Genomic DNA, 16,715 nt, shown 5'->3' with positions numbered 1-16,715 from the left:
ACACGAACGGGTGAAGCAGTGGGCACACGTGTCCGCTGTCGTCTCCCCCGGTAACCTCACACCCATGGCCTCACGTCCCGCAGCCAAGAAGCAGCCCGCCAAGAAGGCGGCTGCTCCCGCGAAGGCTCCGGCGAAGAAGGCCGCCGCGAAAAAGGCTCCGGCGAAGAAGGCGTCCGCCAGGAAGCCCGCGGCCAAGAAGGCGGCTCCGGCGCCAAAACCGGCGCCGAGCCCCACAGGGGGCGTCTACCGGCTCGTGCGCGCCCTGTGGCTGGGCGTGGCGCACGCCGTGGGCGCGGTGTTCCGCGGGATAGGGAACGGCGCGAAGAACCTCGACCCCGCCCACCGCAAGGACGGCATCGCGTTGCTGTTGTTCGGGATCGCGCTGATCGTCGCCGCGGGCACCTGGGCCGACCTCAAGGGACCCGTCGGCGACCTGGTCGAGATCCTCGTCACCGGCTCCTTCGGCCGCCTCGACCTGCTCGTGCCGATCCTGCTCGCGGTCATCGGCGTGCGCCTCGTCCGCCACCCCGAGAAGCCCGAGGCCAACGGCCGCATCGTGATCGGTCTGTCCGCGCTCGTCATCGGCGTGCTCGGCCAGGTCCACATCGCGTGCGGCGCGCCCGCCCGCAGCGACGGCATGCAGGCGATAAGGGACGCCGGCGGTCTCATCGGCTGGGGCGCGGCCACCCCGCTGACGTACACCATGGGCGAGATGCTCGCCGTACCGCTGCTGGTGCTGCTCACGATCTTCGGGCTGCTGGTCGTCACGGCCACTCCGGTCAACGCGATCCCGCAGCGGCTGCGGCACCTCGGGGTGCGCCTGGGCGTGCTGCACGACCCCGAGGCGGACGGGTACGACGATCTCTCCGACGACGACGCGCGCTACGACGAGCAGTGGCGCGAGGCGCTGCCGGGGCGCCCCCGCCGCCGCTCGGCCGGCCGGCCGGCGCAGGACCCCGACGACGCCGAGCAGGAGGCCCTCTCGCAGCGCCGCGGGCGCCCCAGGCGCTCGGCCGTGCCGCAGCCCGCGATGGACCGGGAGATGGACGCCGTGGACATCGCGGCGGCGGCCGCCGCCGACCTCGACGGCGCCGTCATGCACGGCATGCCGCCGTCGCCGATCGTCGCCGACCTCACCCAGGGGGTGCGCGGCGGCGACCGTGAGGCGACCACGCCGACGCCGGTGCCGGCCGCGCGGCCCAAGCAGGAGAAGCTCAAGACCGGCGGCGCGGTCCCCGACCTGACCAAGGCGCCGCCGGACCAGATGCGCGACCTGCCGGCCCGCGCCGAGCAGCTCCAGCTCTCCGGCGACATCACCTACTCGCTGCCGTCGCTGGACCTCCTGGAGCGCGGCGGCCCCGGCAAGGCGCGCAGCGCGGCGAACGACGCCGTCGTCGCCTCGCTGACGAACGTGTTCACCGAGTTCAAGGTCGACGCCGCCGTCACGGGCTTCACGCGCGGGCCGACGGTCACCCGCTACGAGGTGGAACTCGGCCCCGCGGTGAAGGTCGAGCGGATCACGGCGCTGACCAAGAACATCGCGTACGCGGTCGCCAGCCCGGACGTGCGGATCATCAGCCCCATCCCGGGCAAGTCCGCGGTCGGCATCGAGATCCCGAACACCGACCGCGAGATGGTCAACCTCGGGGACGTGCTGCGGCTCGCGGACGCGGCCGAGGACGACCATCCGATGCTGGTGGCGCTCGGCAAGGACGTCGAGGGCGGCTATGTGATGGCCAATCTGGCGAAGATGCCGCACATCCTGGTCGCCGGAGCCACCGGTTCCGGTAAGTCCTCGTGCATCAACTGCCTGATCACGTCGGTCATGGTCCGGGCGACTCCGGAGGACGTGCGGATGGTCCTCGTCGACCCCAAGCGCGTCGAGCTGACCGCGTACGAGGGCATCCCGCACCTGATCACGCCGATCATCACCAACCCGAAGCGGGCCGCCGAGGCGCTGCAGTGGGTCGTACGCGAGATGGACCTGCGCTACGACGACCTCGCGGCGTACGGCTTCCGGCACATCGACGACTTCAACGAGGCCATAAGGAACGGCAAGGTCAAGCTGCCCGAGGGCAGCGAGCGCGAGCTGCAGCCGTACCCGTATCTGCTGGTGATCGTGGACGAGCTCGCCGACCTGATGATGGTCGCCCCGCGTGACGTCGAGGACGCGATCGTGCGGATCACGCAGCTCGCGCGCGCGGCCGGCATCCACCTGGTGCTCGCCACCCAGCGGCCCTCGGTCGATGTCGTGACCGGTCTGATCAAGGCGAACGTGCCCTCGCGGCTCGCCTTCGCCACCTCCTCGCTCGCCGACTCGCGGGTCATCCTCGACCAGCCGGGCGCCGAGAAGCTGATCGGCAAGGGCGACGGGCTGTACCTGCCGATGGGCGCGAACAAGCCGACCCGTATGCAGGGCGCCTTCGTGACCGAGGCCGAGGTCGCGGGGGTCGTCCAGCACTGCAAGGACCAGATGGCGCCGGTCTTCCGGGACGACGTCGTCGTGGGGACCAAGCAGAAGAAGGAGATCGACGAGGACATCGGCGACGACCTCGACCTGTTGTGCCAGGCGGCCGAGCTGGTCGTCTCCACCCAGTTCGGCTCGACGTCGATGCTCCAGCGGAAGCTGCGCGTCGGCTTCGCCAAGGCCGGCCGGCTGATGGACCTCATGGAGTCGCGCAACATCGTCGGACCCAGCGAGGGTTCGAAGGCTCGTGACGTTCTTGTGAAACCCGATGAGCTGGACGGCGTGCTCGCGGTGATCCGGGGGGAGTCTGAGGGGTAGACGTGCTGTGGAGGGAGGCCGGCGAGCGTGACTCACCCGTTAGAAACCGCAGGGCAACCGTTTCCCTTTGGCGTACGTCCAGTTGAGCGAGAGGACAGGTACAGCTTTCAAGCGAGAGCCGTGCCTGGCCCGTCATCGGCCTGACCGGCCATTCCGATGGCGTACAAAGTCCCACCGTCCGGTTGCCCCTCCCTTTGGCACCCCCCCTAGACTGAACCTCCAGCACAGGTGGCTACACGCTCGAAAGGCGCCCCCGTGTCCATCGGCAATTCCCCAGAAGACGAGCGTCCCTTCGAAGACCCGTCCGAGGAAGCCCAGTTCTCCATCGGTCGTGCCCTGCGCCAGGCGCGCATCAGCGCCGGGCTGACCGTCGACGACGTCAGTACCGCCACCCGGGTCCGCATCGCCATCATCCATGCCATCGAGTCGGACGACTTCGCTCCCTGTGGCGGAGACGTCTACGCGCGCGGCCACATCCGGACCCTGGCCAGGGCGGTCCACCTCGACCCCGCGCCACTGATCGAGCGCTTCGACGCCACCCACGGCGGCCGTCCGGCACCCACCGCGCCCGCCCCGCTGTTCGAGGCGGAACGCATCCGACCCGAGCGGCGCGGGCCGAACTGGACCGCGGCGATGGTCGCCGCGATCGTCGCCGTGGTCGCCTTCGTCGGGTTCACCGCCTTCAACGGCGGCGACGACAGCGGTTCCAAGGCGGTCGCCGGGGACGCCGCACCCTCGACCAGCGCGCCCGCCTCGCCCACGCCGAAGACCGACAAGTCCGACGGCATCAAGCCCGAGGCCTCCGACAGCGCCATCGCCGCGGCTCCTCAGGACAAGGTGACCGTCCAGGTCAGCGCCGCCGACGGCCGCAGCTGGATCTCCGCCAAGGACCACAACGGCCGGCTCCTGTTCGACGGCCTGCTCAAGCAGGGCGACTCCAAGACCTTCCAGGACAGCGAGAAGATCAACCTCGTCCTCGGCGACGCCGGGGCGATCGACCTGTTCGTCAACGGCAAGAAGATCGACGACAACTTCCAGCCGGGAGCGGTGGAGCGGCTCACCTACACCAAGGGCGACCCGCAGGCCGGATGACCCCGGTTGTGCGCACGACGGGGTTGGCGATCTTCGCCAACCCCGTCGACGTTCGCTGTCGGTGGGACAAAGTAGTCTTGAGCCCATGCCTGAACGCCGTACCGTCGCACTCGTCACCCTTGGCTGCGCCCGTAACGAGGTGGACTCGGAGGAGCTCGCAGGCCGTTTGGAGGCGGACGGCTGGCAGCTCGTGGAGGACGCCGAGGAAGCGGACGTCGCCGTCGTCAACACCTGTGGCTTCGTCGAAGCCGCCAAGAAGGACTCCGTCGACGCCCTCCTGGAGGCCAACGACCTCAAGGGACACGGCAGAACCCAGGCCGTCGTGGCGGTGGGCTGCATGGCCGAGCGGTACGGCAAGGAACTCGCCGAAGCCCTCCCCGAGGCCGACGGCGTGCTCGGTTTCGACGACTACGCGGACATCTCCGACCGCCTCCAGACCATTCTGAACGGCGGCATCCACGCCTCCCACACTCCGCGCGACCGCCGCAAGCTGCTGCCGATCAGCCCGGCCGAGCGGCAGACGGCGACCGACGTGGCCCTGCCGGGACACGGCGCCCCGACGGACCTCCCGGAGGGACTGGCCCCGCAGTCCGGGCCCCGCGCGCCCCTGCGCCGGCGGCTCGACGGCGCACCCGTCGCCTCCGTGAAGCTCGCCTCCGGCTGCGACCGGCGCTGCTCCTTCTGCGCCATCCCGTCCTTCCGCGGCTCCTTCATCTCACGCCGGCCGAGCGATGTGCTGAACGAGACGCGGTGGCTGGCCGAGCAGGGCGTCAAGGAGATCATGCTGGTCTCCGAGAACAACACCTCCTACGGCAAGGACCTGGGCGACATCCGTCTGCTGGAGTCCCTGCTGCCCGAGCTCGCGGAGGTCGACGGCCTGGAGCGGGTCCGCGTCAGCTACCTCCAGCCGGCCGAGATGCGGCCCGGTCTGATCGACGTGCTGACCTCCACGCCCAAGGTCGCGCCCTACTTCGACCTGTCCTTCCAGCACTCCGCGCCCGGCGTGCTGCGCGCGATGCGCCGCTTCGGCGACACCGACCGGTTCCTGGAGCTGCTCGACACCATCCGGAGCAAGGCGCCCCAGGCGGGCGTGCGCTCCAACTTCATCGTGGGCTTCCCCGGGGAGTCCCAGGCCGACCTGGCCGAGCTGGAGCGGTTCCTGAACGGCGCGCGGCTGGACGCGATCGGTGTCTTCGGGTACTCCGACGAGGAGGGCACCGAGGCCGCCGGCTACGACGGCAAGCTCGACGAGGACGTCGTCGCCGAGCGGCTCGCCCGGGTCTCCCGGCTCGCCGAGGAACTCGTCTCGCAGCGCGCGGAGGAGCGCCTCGGTGAGACGGTCCACGTCCTCGTGGAGTCCGTGGACGAGGACGGTGTCCACGGCCGCGGGGCGCACCAGGCGCCGGAGACGGACGGCCAGGTGCTGCTCACGTCGGGCGAAGGTCTGACGATCGGCCGTATGGTCGAGGCGAAGGTGGTCGGTACGGAGGGTGTCGACCTGGTGGCCGAACCCCTGCAGGGCTCGTTCGGGTGTAGTGAGGAGGCGGGCAGATGACGGGTGTTCCGGCATCGGCCGCGGGCGGTTCCTCGCGGGCGAAGCAGACGGCCCCCGACCCCGCGGGCGTGCCCGCAGCCGCTGACCCGGCCGTCACCGTCGGCGCCTCCGGTGCCGCGGGTTCCTCCGACGCCGACGCCGATGCGCAGGATGCCGCGGGGAAGTCGCCGCGCGGCGGGAAACTGGCCGCCGCGGCCGTCAACCAGGCCAGCGTCTGGAACATCGCCAACCTGCTGACGATGCTCCGGCTGATCCTGGTGCCGGGCTTCGTCGCGCTGATGCTGGCCGATGGCGGCTACGACCCGGCGTGGCGCTCGCTCGCCTGGGCGGCCTTCGCCATCGCCATGATCACCGACCTGTTCGACGGCCATCTGGCGCGGACGTACGACCTCGTCACCGACTTCGGGAAGATCGCCGACCCCATCGCCGACAAGGCGATCATGGGAGCGGCGCTGATCTGCCTCTCCGCGCTCGGCGACCTGCCGTGGTGGGTGACGATCGTGATCCTCGGCAGGGAACTCGGCATCACTCTGATGCGTTTCCTGGTCATCCGGTACGGCGTCATCCCGGCGAGCCGGGGCGGCAAGCTCAAGACGCTCACCCAGGGTGTCGCCGTAGGCATGTACGTCCTGGCGCTGACGGGATGGCTGGCCACCCTGAGGTGGTGGGTGATGGCGGCGGCGGTCGTTCTGACCGTGGTGACCGGGCTCGACTACGTAAGACAGGCCATTGTGCTGCGCAGGCAGGGAATCGCCGACCGCAAGGCGGCGTCGGAGGAGACGGAAGCGTGAATTCCACCGCCACCGACGTGGTGCGACTACTCACGGTGAAGGGTGGGACGCTCGCTGTGGCCGAGTCGCTGACCGGTGGCCTGGTTGCGGCCGAGATCACATCGGTTCCCGGGGCGTCCAAGGTCTTCCGGGGCTCGGTCACCGCCTACGCGACCGAGCTGAAGCAGGAACTGCTCGGTGTGGACGCGGACCTGCTGGGCGCGCGCGGGGCGGTGGATCCGCAGGTCGCGAAGGAGATGGCGGCCGGAGTGCGCAAGGTGCTCGGCGCCGACTGGGGCATCGCGACCACCGGTGTCGCCGGCCCCGACCCGCAGGACGGGCGGCCCGTCGGGACCGTCTACGTGGCCGTGGACGGCGCGTTCGGACCGGACTCCGGTTCCGCCTCTGGCGGAAAAGTGGTGGCCCTGCGGTTGAACGGCGACCGCGCGGAAATTCGTAGAGAGAGTGTACGGAGCGTACTCGCACTGCTTCTGACAGAGCTTGCGGGCGAACACACCGGGAATGAGCGGGCACAGGATACGGAACAGAACGGGGGGTTTTGATGTTTGCAGCCCTGAGTGAACACGACATCGCTCCCCGCACGGCCGCAGCGCGAGGCGGTACGGTGGGGCGTGAAGGATGCGGCTACGCGGTCCGAGGAGGGAGCCACCGATGATTCTGCTCCGTCGCCTGCTGGGTGACGTGCTGCGTCGGCAGCGCCAGCGCCAGGGCCGTACTCTGCGCGAAGTCTCCTCGTCCGCCCGAGTCTCACTCGGCTATCTCTCCGAGGTGGAGCGGGGGCAGAAGGAGGCTTCCTCCGAGCTGCTCTCCGCCATCTGCGACGCGCTGGACGTACGGATGTCCGAGCTCATGCGGGAAGTGAGCGACGAGCTCGCCCTCGCCGAGCTGGCCCAGTCTGCAGCGGCCACCCCCAGCGAGCCTGTGCCCACGTCGGTCCGTCCGATGCTGGGTTCCGTGTCGGTGACCGGTGTGCCGCCGGAGCGGGTGACCATCAAGGCACCCGCCGAGGCGGTGGACGTGGTCGCCGCGTGAGGTTCACGCGCGTGGGCTGATTGCCGACGCGCGGGTGTGAGGCCCCGGCCGGGGCCCCTCCGGGAGATCCGGAGGGGTGCGGTCGGGGTTTTTCGCGTCCGTTTGCCGGTGCCGGGCGCTGCGGTCATGGTGGAGGAGCACGACGGTCGCCGGACACCGGAGGTAGGGATGTACGTCGTGAAGAGCCCGCTGCCGGACGCCGACCTGAAGACCGTCTCCGACGCGTTGCAGGGGGCGCTCGTCGACCTGGTCGACCTCTCGCTGGTCGCCAAGCAGGTCCACTGGAACGTCGTCGGGCCGCGCTTCCGGTCCGTCCATCTTCAGCTCGACGAGGTGGTGGACGTCGCCCGTGTCCACTCCGACACCGTGGCGGAGCGCGCCTCGGCGCTGGGGGTCCCGCCGGACGGCCGGGCGGCCACGGTCGCGGCCGGCAGCGGGATCGGCGCGGTGGCGGACGGCTGGATCAAGGACTCCGACGCGGTGGGAAGACTGGTGACGGCGCTGGGCGCGGTCATCACCCGGATGCGGGAACGGGTCGCGGCGACGGAGCAGGCCGACCCCGTCAGCCAGGACATCTTCATCCAGATCACCGCCGACCTCGAGAAGCACCACTGGATGTTCCAGGCGGAGAACGGGTGACGGGTGCGATAGTCCGCCGGGGGGTGCTGCTCGGGCTCGGTGCCGTGTGGTGGTGGGCCGTGGCCAGGCTCGCGGTGACGCCGGGTGCCGGGGCGCTGGAAGGGGCGGTCGCCGCCGGGGGGTGGGGGCTGAGTCTGCTGCCGGTGCACTGTGCGGCCAGGGCGCGGGCCGCGGGGGCGATGGGAACCGGCCGGTGGAGGGCTGCTTGGGCGGCTGCCGCGGAGGGCGGGAGCGGGGAGCCGGAAGCGGCTACCAAGGCATCGCCACGCCGCCGTTCGGGCGGAGGATCTGTCCCGTCGTGAACGCCGACGCGTCCGAGGCCAGGTGCAGCACCGCGTGCGCGATGTCCTCCGGCTCGCCGACCCGGTCCAGGGGTGACATACGGGCCATGAGCGCCTCGGTGCGCGCCTGCGCGCCGGCGTCGTGGCGGTCGGTCATGGGGGTGCGGATCCACCCCGGCGCGACCGCGTTGACGCGGATGCCGTACCGGCCGACCTCGGTCGCCAGGGTCTTCGTCAGCTGGACCACGGCCGCCTTGGCGGCGCCGTAGCAGAGCAGGCCGGGGCCGCCGGTGTCCACGGCGCCGGAGGCCATGGTGACGATGCTGCCGGGAGTCTCCCGCGCCAGCATCAGACGGGCGGCCTCCTGGCAGGCGTAGAGCACGCCCTTGAAGTTGACGGCCAGGACCCGGTCGAGATCCTCGTCGAGGGTCTCCAGGACCGTGCTGCGGTGCATGATCCCGGCGACGGCGGCCATCACGTCCAGGCGCTCGCAGGCCTCGACGGCCCGGCGGACCCCGGCGCGGTCGGTGACATCGAGAACGTGGGTGTGCCCGACACCGCCCTGCTCCTTGATCAGAGCCGCCGTCTCGTGCAGCCCCCGCTCGTCCCGGTCCGCGCCGTGCACGGTGGCGCCGGCCTGCGCGAGCAGTACGGCACAGGCGCGGCCTATCCCGCTCGCGGCGCCGGTGACGAACACGGTGCGTCCGGTGAGGTCGTACGCCTTCACGGCCATGAAAGGACGGTACGAGCGTTTCTGACGGATCGTCAATTAGTCGTACGGTGGTAACGCTCGCGCCATCGCTGCGGGGAACCCGGCGCGGGGGCGGGGCCCGTCTGGCAGCCCGGGCACCAGTAGGTGGGGCGCTGCTGCGATCCGTCGCCCTGGTCGGCCACGCGGACCGGCGTGCGGCAGCGCAGACAGGGGCGGGGCGCGCGGTCGTAGACGAACAGATCCTGGTGGCGCAGGTCCGTGGTCCGGCGGATCACGCGGTCGCGGTTGGCCTCCAGCAGCCGCTGGGCGAGGCCGGGCAGCTTGGCCGCGCGGTCGGCGGGGAGGGCCCCGACCGGGAGCCAGGGGGTCGCGCCGAGCAGGAAGCACAGCTCGCTCTTGTAGACGTTGCCGATGCCGGCGAGGTTGCGCTGGTCGAGAAGGGCCTCGCCCAGAGGACGGGCCGGATCGGCGAGGAGGTTCGCCAGGGCCGGGCCGGGGTCCCAGTCCGGGCCGAGCAGGTCGGGGCCGAGGTGGCCCACGACGCGCTCCTCGTCGGTGGTGCGCAGCAGTTCGATGACCTGGAGGCGGTAGCCGACGGCGGTGTGGTCGGACGTGCCGAGGACCGCTCGGATCTGGTGCGCGGGGCCGCCCTTCCAGGGCTCACCGGTGCCGAAGACCTTCCACGCGCCTTCCATGCGCAGATGGGTGTGGAGGGTCAGGCCGCCCTCGACGCGGGTGAGGAGATGCTTGCCGCGCGGGACCGTGTTCAGGACGTGCCGGCCGGTCAGGTCCACCGTGGCGTACTTGGGCACGCGGAAGTCGCTGCGGGTCAGCACCTCGCCCGCGAGCGCGTCGTGCAGGCGCCTCGCGGCCTGCCAGACCGTGTCACCTTCGGGCATGGGTCAAGGGTGGCACGCGGCTCGCCTTACCCGCGGCGCGGTTGTCATGAGCGCAGCCTCAGGCCTCGGGGGGTCGCGATGAAGCCCGCTCCCTCCAGAAGGGCGCCGATCGGGGAGGTCAGGGCCGCCGCGCCGTTGATCCGCTCCACCGTGACCGTGCCCAGGGATCCCGCGCGGGCGGCCAGCGCGAGGGACTCCGCCGCGGCGTGCAGACGGGGGTCGTCGGAGGGGTGGTCCTCGCCGTCCGCGGCGGGCCAGGCCAGGAGGGTCTTGCCGCCGCGCTCCATGTAGAGCGTCAGCTCGCCGTCGACGAGCACCACCAGGGAGCCCGCCTTGCGGCCCGGCTTGTGCCCGGCCCCGGTGGGCGGCTCGGGCCAGGACAGAGCGGCTCCGTAGGCGTTCGCCGGGTCGGCGGCGGCCAGGACGACCGCCCGGGACGCGGAGGAGGGGGTGGGGGTACGACGGCGGTTCGGGGCGGTGGATCCGTATGGGGCGGGCGGAGTGTGGGGGAAGCCGCTGCCGGTGCCACGCGGGCCCCCTGCGCCGGGGGCGGCGAAGAGGTCGCCGGGGGCGGGGGTGTCCCACTGGAGGTCGTCGGACGGGTGGCCGTCGGCGAAGGAGGCGGCGTTCCGGTCGGCGGCCGGACCGGGCAGGGGTTCGCCCCGGTCACGGGCGCCCGCCACCGCGCGCAGCCGGTCCACGGCGCCGTCCATGGCGAACTGCGCCGCGCCCAGCCCCTCGACGACGTAGCCGCGCCGCGCCTGTCCGCTCTCCTCGAAGGCGGACAGGATGCGGTACACCGCGGAGAAGCCGCCCTCGACACCCTCGGCGGCGACCGCGCCCCGGGTGACCACGCCGTGCCGGTCGAGGAGCGTACGGGCGAGAGTATGGGCCCGGACGGTGGGGTCGGGCTCATGGGCCGGGAGGAGCGACCAGCGGCCGGCGACGGTCGGGGGGCCGCCGCGGGAGGCCGGACGGGCGGCCGCCGTCAGGGAGCCGTAGCGGCCGCGTGGGACCGTGCGCTTGGCGCGGTGGGCCGTGGACCCGGCGGTGCGGCCGGAGCCGAGCAGGGAACGCATGGGTGCCAGGGTGTCGTTGGTGAGGCGGCCGGACCAGGCGAGGTCCCACACGGCGTCGGCGAGCTGCGGATCGGTGGCGTCGGGGTGGGTCGTGGCGCGCACCTGGTCGGCGATCTGGCGGAAGAACAGGCCGTAGCCCCCGGACAGGGCGTCGAGCACGGACTGGTGCAGTGCCGTCGGCTCCAGGGGATGGGGCGGGGGCAGGAGGAGCGGGGCCGCGTCCGCCAGGTAGAGGGAGATCCAGCCGTCCTTGCCCGGGAGCGCGCCTGCGCCCGCCCAGACCACCTCTCCGGCGGCGGTGAGCTCGTCGAGCAGGGCCGGGGTGTAGTCCCTGACACGGGAGGGCAGGACGAGCCTCTCCAGCGCCGAGGCGGGCACCGAGGCGCCCTGGAGCTGCTCGACCGCGCGCACCAGGCCGTCGACGCCGCGCAGCGAGTGCGCCTTGCCGATGTGCTGCCACTGGGGCAGGAACTGGGCGAGGGCCGGGGACGGCACTGGTTCGAGCTCGTGCCGCAGCGCGGCCAGGGAGCGGCGACGCAGTCTGCGCAGGACCGTCGCGTCGCACCACTCCTGGCCGATGCCGGCCGGGTGGAACTCGCCCTGGACGACACGGCCGCTCGCCGCCAGCCGCTGCAGGGCGCCCTCCGTGACGGCGACGCCGAGACCGAAGCGGGTGGCCGCGGTGGCGGAGGTGAAGGGCCCGTGGGTGCGGGCGTAGCGGGCGAGGAGGTCGCCGAGGGGATCCTTGACCGGTTCCGTGAACGCCTCCGGCACGCCCACGGGCAGCGCCGTGCCGAGCGCGTCACGCAGACGGCCCGCGTCCTCGACCGCCGCCCAGTGGTCGGCGCCGGCGATGCGGACCCGGATGGCGCGGCGGGCGGAGGAGAGTTCCCGCGCCCAGTGCGGTTCGGCGCCGCGCTCGGCCAGCTCCGCCTCGGTGAGCGGGCCGAGAAGGCGGAGGAGGTCGGCGATGCCCTCGATGTCCTTGACGCGACGGTCCTCGGTGAGCCACTGCAGTTCCTGTTCGAGCTCGGTGAGGACCTCGGCGTCGAGCAGCTCGCGCAGTTCCGCCTGGCCCAGCAGCTCGGCCAGCAGACGTGAGTCCAGGGAGAGGGCGGCGGCGCGGCGTTCGGCGAGCGGTGAGTCCCCTTCGTAGAGGAACTGGGCGACGTACCCGAAGAGGAGGGAGCGGGCGAAGGGGGATGGCTCGGGGGTGGTGACCTCGACCAGGCGGACCTTCCGTGACTCCAGGTCGCCCATCAGCTCGACCAGGCCAGGGACGTCGAAGACGTCCTGGAGGCACTCACGCACCGCTTCCAGGACGATCGGGAAGGAGCCGAACTCGCTGGCCACCTCGAGCAGTTGCGCGGCGCGCTGGCGCTGCTGCCAGAGCGGGGTGCGCCTGCCGGGGTTGCGGCGGGGCAGCAGAAGAGCGCGGGCGGCGCACTCGCGGAAGCGGGCCGCGAACAGGGCCGAACCGCCGACCTGGTCGGTGACGATCCGGTCGACCTCCCCCCTGTCGAAGACGACGTCCGCCGCACCGACGGGCGCCTGTTCGGCGTCGTACTCCGTGCCGGCCGTCATCGGCTCCTGGTCGAGGAGGTCGAGGCCCATCAGATCGGCGTCGGGCAGGCGCAGGACGATGCCGTCGTCCGCGTGCATGACCTGGGCGTCCATGCCGTACCGCTCGGAGAGCTTCGCCCCCAGCGCGAGGGCCCAGGGGGCGTGGACCTGGGCACCGAACGGGGAGTGGACGACGACCCGCCAGTCGCCCAGCTCGTCGCGGAACCGCTCAACGACGATCGTGCGGTCGTCCGGGACGTGACCGCAGGCCTCGCGCTGCTCGTCCAGATAGGACAGCACGTTGTCGGCCGCCCACGAGTCCAGGCCCGCGGCGAGCAGGCGGAGCCGGGCGTCGTCCTTCGGCAGGGAGCCGACCTCGCGCAGGAACGCGCCCACCGCGCGGCCCAGCTCCAGCGGGCGGCCCAGCTGGTCGCCCTTCCAGAACGGAAGGCGGCCCGGGACACCCGGAGCCGGTGAGACCAGGACGCGGTCGCGGGTGATGTCCTCGATGCGCCACGAGCTGGTGCCGAGGGTGAAGACGTCGCCCACGCGCGATTCGTAGACCATCTCCTCGTCGAGCTCGCCGACCCGGCCGCCGCCCTTCTTCGGGTCGGAGCCGGCCAGGAAGACGCCGAACAGGCCGCGGTCCGGGATGGTGCCGCCGGAGGTGACGGCGAGCCGCTGGGCGCCGGGGCGGCCCGTGACCGTACCGGCGACGCGGTCCCACACCACGCGCGGGCGCAGCTCGGCGAACGCGTCCGACGGGTAGCGGCCGGCGAGCATGTCCAGGACGGCCGTGAAGGCGGACTCGGGGAGGGACGCGAAGGGCGCGGCCCTGCGGACCGTCGCCAGGAGATCGTCCACCTGCCAGGTGTCCAGGGCCGTCATCGCGACCAGTTGCTGGGCGAGGACGTCCAGGGGGTTGGCCGGGACCTTGAGGGACTCGATCGAGCCGGTGCGCATGCGTTCGGTGACCACCGCCGCCTGGACCAGGTCTCCGCGGTACTTGGGGAAGACCACCCCGGTGGACACCGCTCCCACCTGGTGTCCCGCGCGGCCCACGCGCTGGAGGCCGGAGGCCACGGAGGGCGGGGACTCGACCTGGATCACCAGGTCCACGGCGCCCATGTCGATGCCGAGCTCGAGGCTCGAGGTGGCGACCACCGCGGGGAGACGGCCCGCCTTGAGGTCCTCCTCGACCAGGGCGCGCTGCTCCTTGGAGACCGATCCGTGGTGAGCCCGCGCGATCACCGGTGGGGCGCCCTGGGCGGCACCCGAGCCGCCCATCAGTTCCGCGGGGGCGTGGTGCTCGCCGAGGGGCTCGCCGGTCGCGCGTTCGTACGCGATCTCGTTGAGGCGGTTGCACAGGCGCTCCGCCAGACGGCGGGAGTTGGCGAAGACGATCGTGGAGCGGTGGGACTGGACCAGGTCGGCGATGCGCTCCTCGACGTGCGGCCAGATGGAGGGACGCTCCTGGTTCTGGCCCTCGGAGGCGTCGGATGCCGGGGAGCCGCCCAGCTCGCCCAGGTCCTCCACCGGGACCACGACGGAGAGGTCGAACTCCTTGCCGGACCGGGGCTGGACGATCTCGACCTTGCGCTGGGGGGACAGGTAGCGGGCCACCTCGTCGACCGGGCGGACGGTCGCGGAGAGGCCGATGCGGCGGGCCGGCCTCGGGAGGAGCTCGTCGAGGCGCTCCAGGGTGAGGGCGAGGTGGGCGCCCCGCTTGGTGCCCGCCACCGCGTGCACCTCGTCCAGGATGACCGTTTCGATGCCCGTCAGGGCGTCCCGGGTGGCCGACGTCAGCATCAGGAACAGGGACTCGGGGGTGGTGATCAGGATGTCCGGTGGACGGGTGGACAGGGCGCGGCGCTCGGCGGGCGGCGTGTCGCCGGAACGGATGCCCACCTTGATCTCGGGCTCGGGCAGACCCAGACGGACCGACTCGTGGCGGATGCCGGTCAGGGGGCTGCGGAGGTTGCGCTCCACGTCGACCGCGAGGGCCTTGAGGGGGGAGACGTACAGGACTCGGCAGCGCTTCCTGGGGTCGGCGGGTGGGGGCGTCGAGGCGAGTTGGTCCAGGGCCGCGAGGAAGGCGGCGAGAGTCTTGCCGGAGCCGGTGGGCGCCACCACCAGCACGTCCGAGCCCGCCGCGATGGCCTGCCAGGCGCCGGACTGGGCTGCCGTGGGCGTGCTGAACGCCCCCGTGAACCAGCCGCGGGTCGCGGGAGAGAAGCCGTCCAGGGCTCGAGGTGTGGAGCTCGCCATGCGTCCATCCTGCACCCCGGCACTGACAACGGTCCTGAGCCGGGGTTTCGAGCCGTCACCGCCTCGGCTCGTGGGGGAGCGGGCCGGAGCCGGGGCCCACCGCGGGGAACGGGGGCGCGGAGAATGGGGGAATGGGTGGATCTCGCGAGGTGGCTCGGCACTGGCGGTACGGGCAGTTGCCCGGGGTCGATCTGTTGCGGGCCCGGTATGTGCGCAAGTCGTTCGTCCGCCACACGCACGAGAACTTCGTCATCGCGGCGGTCGTCGAGGGTGTGGAGGTCTTTCAGCACGGCGGCGGGGATCAGTACGCGGGGGCCGGGGCGCTCGCCCTGGTGAATCCGGACACCCCGCACACCGGGCGGGCCGGGGTGCCCGAGGGGTGGCGGTACGGGGCGGTGTATCCCTCGCCGGAGGTGGTGGCCACGATAGCCGCCGAGACGACCCGGCTGCGGGGGACGCCGGGGTTCGTCCGTCCCGTGCTCGACGATCCGTACACCGTGCGTTTGGTGCACCAGGTGCTGCGGGCCGCCGAGGAGGGGAACGCGCTGGCCGCCGACACCCTGCTGAGGGTGGCCGTGACGCGGCTGCTCCGGCTCAACGGGGGGACGCTGACGCAGCGGAAGGTGCGTACGGCGGGGGCGCGGGCCGCTGCCCGGGCGCGGGCCGCACTGGAGGAACGGATGGCTGAACCGCCGACTCTGGAGCAGTTGGCGGGCGAGCTCGGGGTCGGTCCGTTCGCTCTGCTGCGGGCGTTCCGTGACGTCTACGGGATGCCGCCGCACACCTGGCTGACCGATGCCCGGGTGCGGCGCGCGCGGCTGCTGCTGGACGAGGGGACGGGACCCGCCGAGGTGGCCCTCGCGGTGGGCTTCACCGATCAGCCGCACCTCAACCGGCACTTCGCGCGGATCGTGGGTGTGCCTCCGGGGGCGTACCAGCGGGAGCGCAAGAACGTACAAGACGCGCCCGTGGGGGCCCTCCTATCGTCCGAGGCGTGCGACAGGAACAGACAGTTCTCGCAGAGGCGGGCGCCGGCAAGGCGGACTCCGCCGTCGTCCGGGACGCCCTCGGGGTCGGTGTCGCCGTCGGACTCTCCGGGTTCGCCTTCGGAGTGACCTCGGCGGGCAGCGGGCTCTCCGTGTGGCAGAGCTGCGCGCTCAGCCTGCTGGTGTTCACCGGCGCGCCCCAGTTCGCGCTGGTGGGCGCCCTGGCCGCGGGAGGCGGTCCGCTCACCGCGGCCGCCGGCGCCTTCTTCCTGGGGGTGCGCAACGCCTTCTACGGCCTGCGTCTGTCGCAGGTGCTGGCCCTCCCGCGCGCGGTGCGCCCGTTCGCCGCGCAGTGGGTGATCGACGAGACCACCGCCGTCTCGCTGGGGCAGCCCGGGCGGCGGGCTGCGCGGATCGGCTTCGCCGTCACCGGACTGAGCCTCTATGTGCTCTGGAACCTCACCACGTTGCTGGGTGCCCTGGGGGCCGAGGCCATCGGGGACACCGATGCGTGGGGGCTTGACGCCGCCGGGCCCGCCGTCTTTCTGGCGCTGCTCGCGCCCATGCTGAGGACCGGCGTCGAGCGGGCCGTCGCCGGGCTCGCCGTGCTGCTGGGGCTTGGGCTGCTGCCCGTGCTGCCGGCCGGGGTGCCGGTGCTGGTGGCCGCGCTCGCCGCGCCCGCTGTGCTGTACGCCGAGGGACGGCGCAGGAGCGGGCGGCAGTCATGAGCACATGGGTCGCGATCGTCGCCACGTGTGCGGGGTGCTACCTCGTCAAGCTCGCCGGGCTGCTCGTGCCCGCGGGTGTGCTGGAGCGGCCTCTCGTCAGGCGGCTCGCCGGGCTGCTTCCCGTGGCCCTGCTGGCCGCTCTCACGGCTCAGCAGACCTTTGCCGACGGTCATGCGCTCGCACTGGACGCGCGGGCCGCGGGGCTTGCCGCCGCCGCCGTGGCGCTGGTGCTGCGAGCGCCCTTCCTGCTCGTCGTCGCGGTCGCCGTGGGGGTCACGGCGGGGGTGCGGGCCCTCGGCGGGTGA

The 16,715-nt window shown here is 72.4% G+C and carries 13 protein-coding genes and 1 pseudogene; 11 read left to right on the top strand and 3 right to left on the bottom strand.

Annotated elements, in window-relative coordinates; genetic code table 11:
- The first annotated feature begins 64 nt into the window (after positions 1-64).
- The 8 genes from ABT057_RS08315 (at position 65) to ABT057_RS08280 (ending at position 8,196) form a co-directional block, all read left to right on the top strand.
- Positions 65-2,785, top strand: coding sequence for a DNA translocase FtsK (locus ABT057_RS08315; RefSeq protein ID WP_352341660.1), 2,721 nt, complete (start codon positions 65-67; stop codon positions 2,783-2,785).
- 255 nt (positions 2,786-3,040) lie between these two features.
- On the top strand, positions 3,041-3,877 hold the full coding sequence (locus ABT057_RS08310; RefSeq protein WP_352341659.1) for a helix-turn-helix domain-containing protein: 837 nt from the start codon (positions 3,041-3,043) through the stop codon (positions 3,875-3,877).
- 85 nt (positions 3,878-3,962) lie between these two features.
- Complete coding sequence (gene rimO, locus ABT057_RS08305) at positions 3,963-5,432, top strand: 30S ribosomal protein S12 methylthiotransferase RimO (RefSeq protein WP_352341658.1); 1,470 nt, start codon at positions 3,963-3,965, stop codon at positions 5,430-5,432.
- The gene (gene pgsA, locus ABT057_RS08300) at positions 5,429-6,223 is read left to right on the top strand and encodes a CDP-diacylglycerol--glycerol-3-phosphate 3-phosphatidyltransferase (protein WP_352341657.1); all 795 of its coding nucleotides are present in this window, start codon (positions 5,429-5,431) and stop codon (positions 6,221-6,223) included. Before rimO ends, pgsA begins: the two co-directional genes overlap by 4 nt.
- The gene (locus ABT057_RS08295) at positions 6,220-6,765 is read left to right on the top strand and encodes a CinA family protein (RefSeq protein ID WP_352341656.1); all 546 of its coding nucleotides are present in this window, start codon (positions 6,220-6,222) and stop codon (positions 6,763-6,765) included. Before pgsA ends, ABT057_RS08295 begins: the two co-directional genes overlap by 4 nt.
- A 109-nt stretch (positions 6,766-6,874) precedes the next feature.
- Positions 6,875-7,255 (top strand): helix-turn-helix domain-containing protein, encoded by a 381-nt coding sequence (locus ABT057_RS08290; RefSeq protein WP_015657463.1) that lies wholly within the window; start codon positions 6,875-6,877, stop codon positions 7,253-7,255.
- A 168-nt stretch (positions 7,256-7,423) separates the two neighbouring features.
- The gene (locus ABT057_RS08285) at positions 7,424-7,894 is read left to right on the top strand and encodes a Dps family protein (protein ID WP_352341655.1); all 471 of its coding nucleotides are present in this window, start codon (positions 7,424-7,426) and stop codon (positions 7,892-7,894) included.
- 8 nt (positions 7,895-7,902) lie between these two features.
- On the top strand, positions 7,903-8,196 hold the full coding sequence (locus ABT057_RS08280; protein WP_352341676.1) for a hypothetical protein: 294 nt from the start codon (positions 7,903-7,905) through the stop codon (positions 8,194-8,196).
- Here ABT057_RS08280 and ABT057_RS08275 read toward each other — a convergent pair.
- Genes ABT057_RS08275 through ABT057_RS08265 form a run of 3 tightly spaced genes read right to left on the bottom strand, consistent with a single transcriptional unit; the run spans position 8,144 to position 14,696 of the window.
- Entirely contained in the window at positions 8,144-8,908 is a 765-nt protein-coding gene (locus tag ABT057_RS08275) for an SDR family NAD(P)-dependent oxidoreductase (RefSeq protein WP_352341654.1), read from the bottom strand. The two genes, ABT057_RS08280 and ABT057_RS08275, sit on opposite strands and share 53 nt — an antisense overlap.
- 32 nt (positions 8,909-8,940) lie before the next feature.
- Positions 8,941-9,786: a DNA-formamidopyrimidine glycosylase family protein gene (locus ABT057_RS08270; protein ID WP_352341653.1), complete on the bottom strand. Its 846-nt coding sequence runs from the start codon at positions 9,784-9,786 to the stop codon at positions 8,941-8,943.
- Between the two features lie 44 nt (positions 9,787-9,830).
- Entirely contained in the window at positions 9,831-14,696 is a 4,866-nt protein-coding gene (locus ABT057_RS08265; RefSeq protein ID WP_352341652.1) for an ATP-dependent helicase, read from the bottom strand.
- 131 nt (positions 14,697-14,827) lie between these two features.
- Between ABT057_RS08265 and ABT057_RS08260 the strand changes: the two are divergent.
- The 3 genes and pseudogenes from ABT057_RS08260 to ABT057_RS08250 all read left to right on the top strand — a co-directional run.
- A pseudogene (locus ABT057_RS08260) lies at positions 14,828-15,805 on the top strand (AraC family transcriptional regulator); the annotation flags it as partial.
- Positions 15,691-16,410: an AzlC family ABC transporter permease gene (locus ABT057_RS08255; RefSeq protein WP_352341651.1), complete on the top strand. Its 720-nt coding sequence runs from the start codon at positions 15,691-15,693 to the stop codon at positions 16,408-16,410. The pseudogene ABT057_RS08260 and the gene ABT057_RS08255, both read left to right, overlap by 115 nt.
- Positions 16,407-16,715 (top strand): AzlD domain-containing protein, encoded by a 309-nt coding sequence (locus ABT057_RS08250; RefSeq protein WP_352341650.1) that lies wholly within the window; start codon positions 16,407-16,409, stop codon positions 16,713-16,715. The genes ABT057_RS08255 and ABT057_RS08250 overlap by 4 nt, the downstream gene beginning before the upstream one ends.

The sequence above is a fragment of the Streptomyces sp. NPDC002588 genome (genome assembly GCF_040295925.1).
GTDB lineage: Bacteria > Actinomycetota > Actinomycetes > Streptomycetales > Streptomycetaceae > Streptomyces.
The sequence above is the reverse complement of the archived record's forward strand: the minus strand, read 5'-3'. Positions and strand labels throughout refer to the sequence as shown.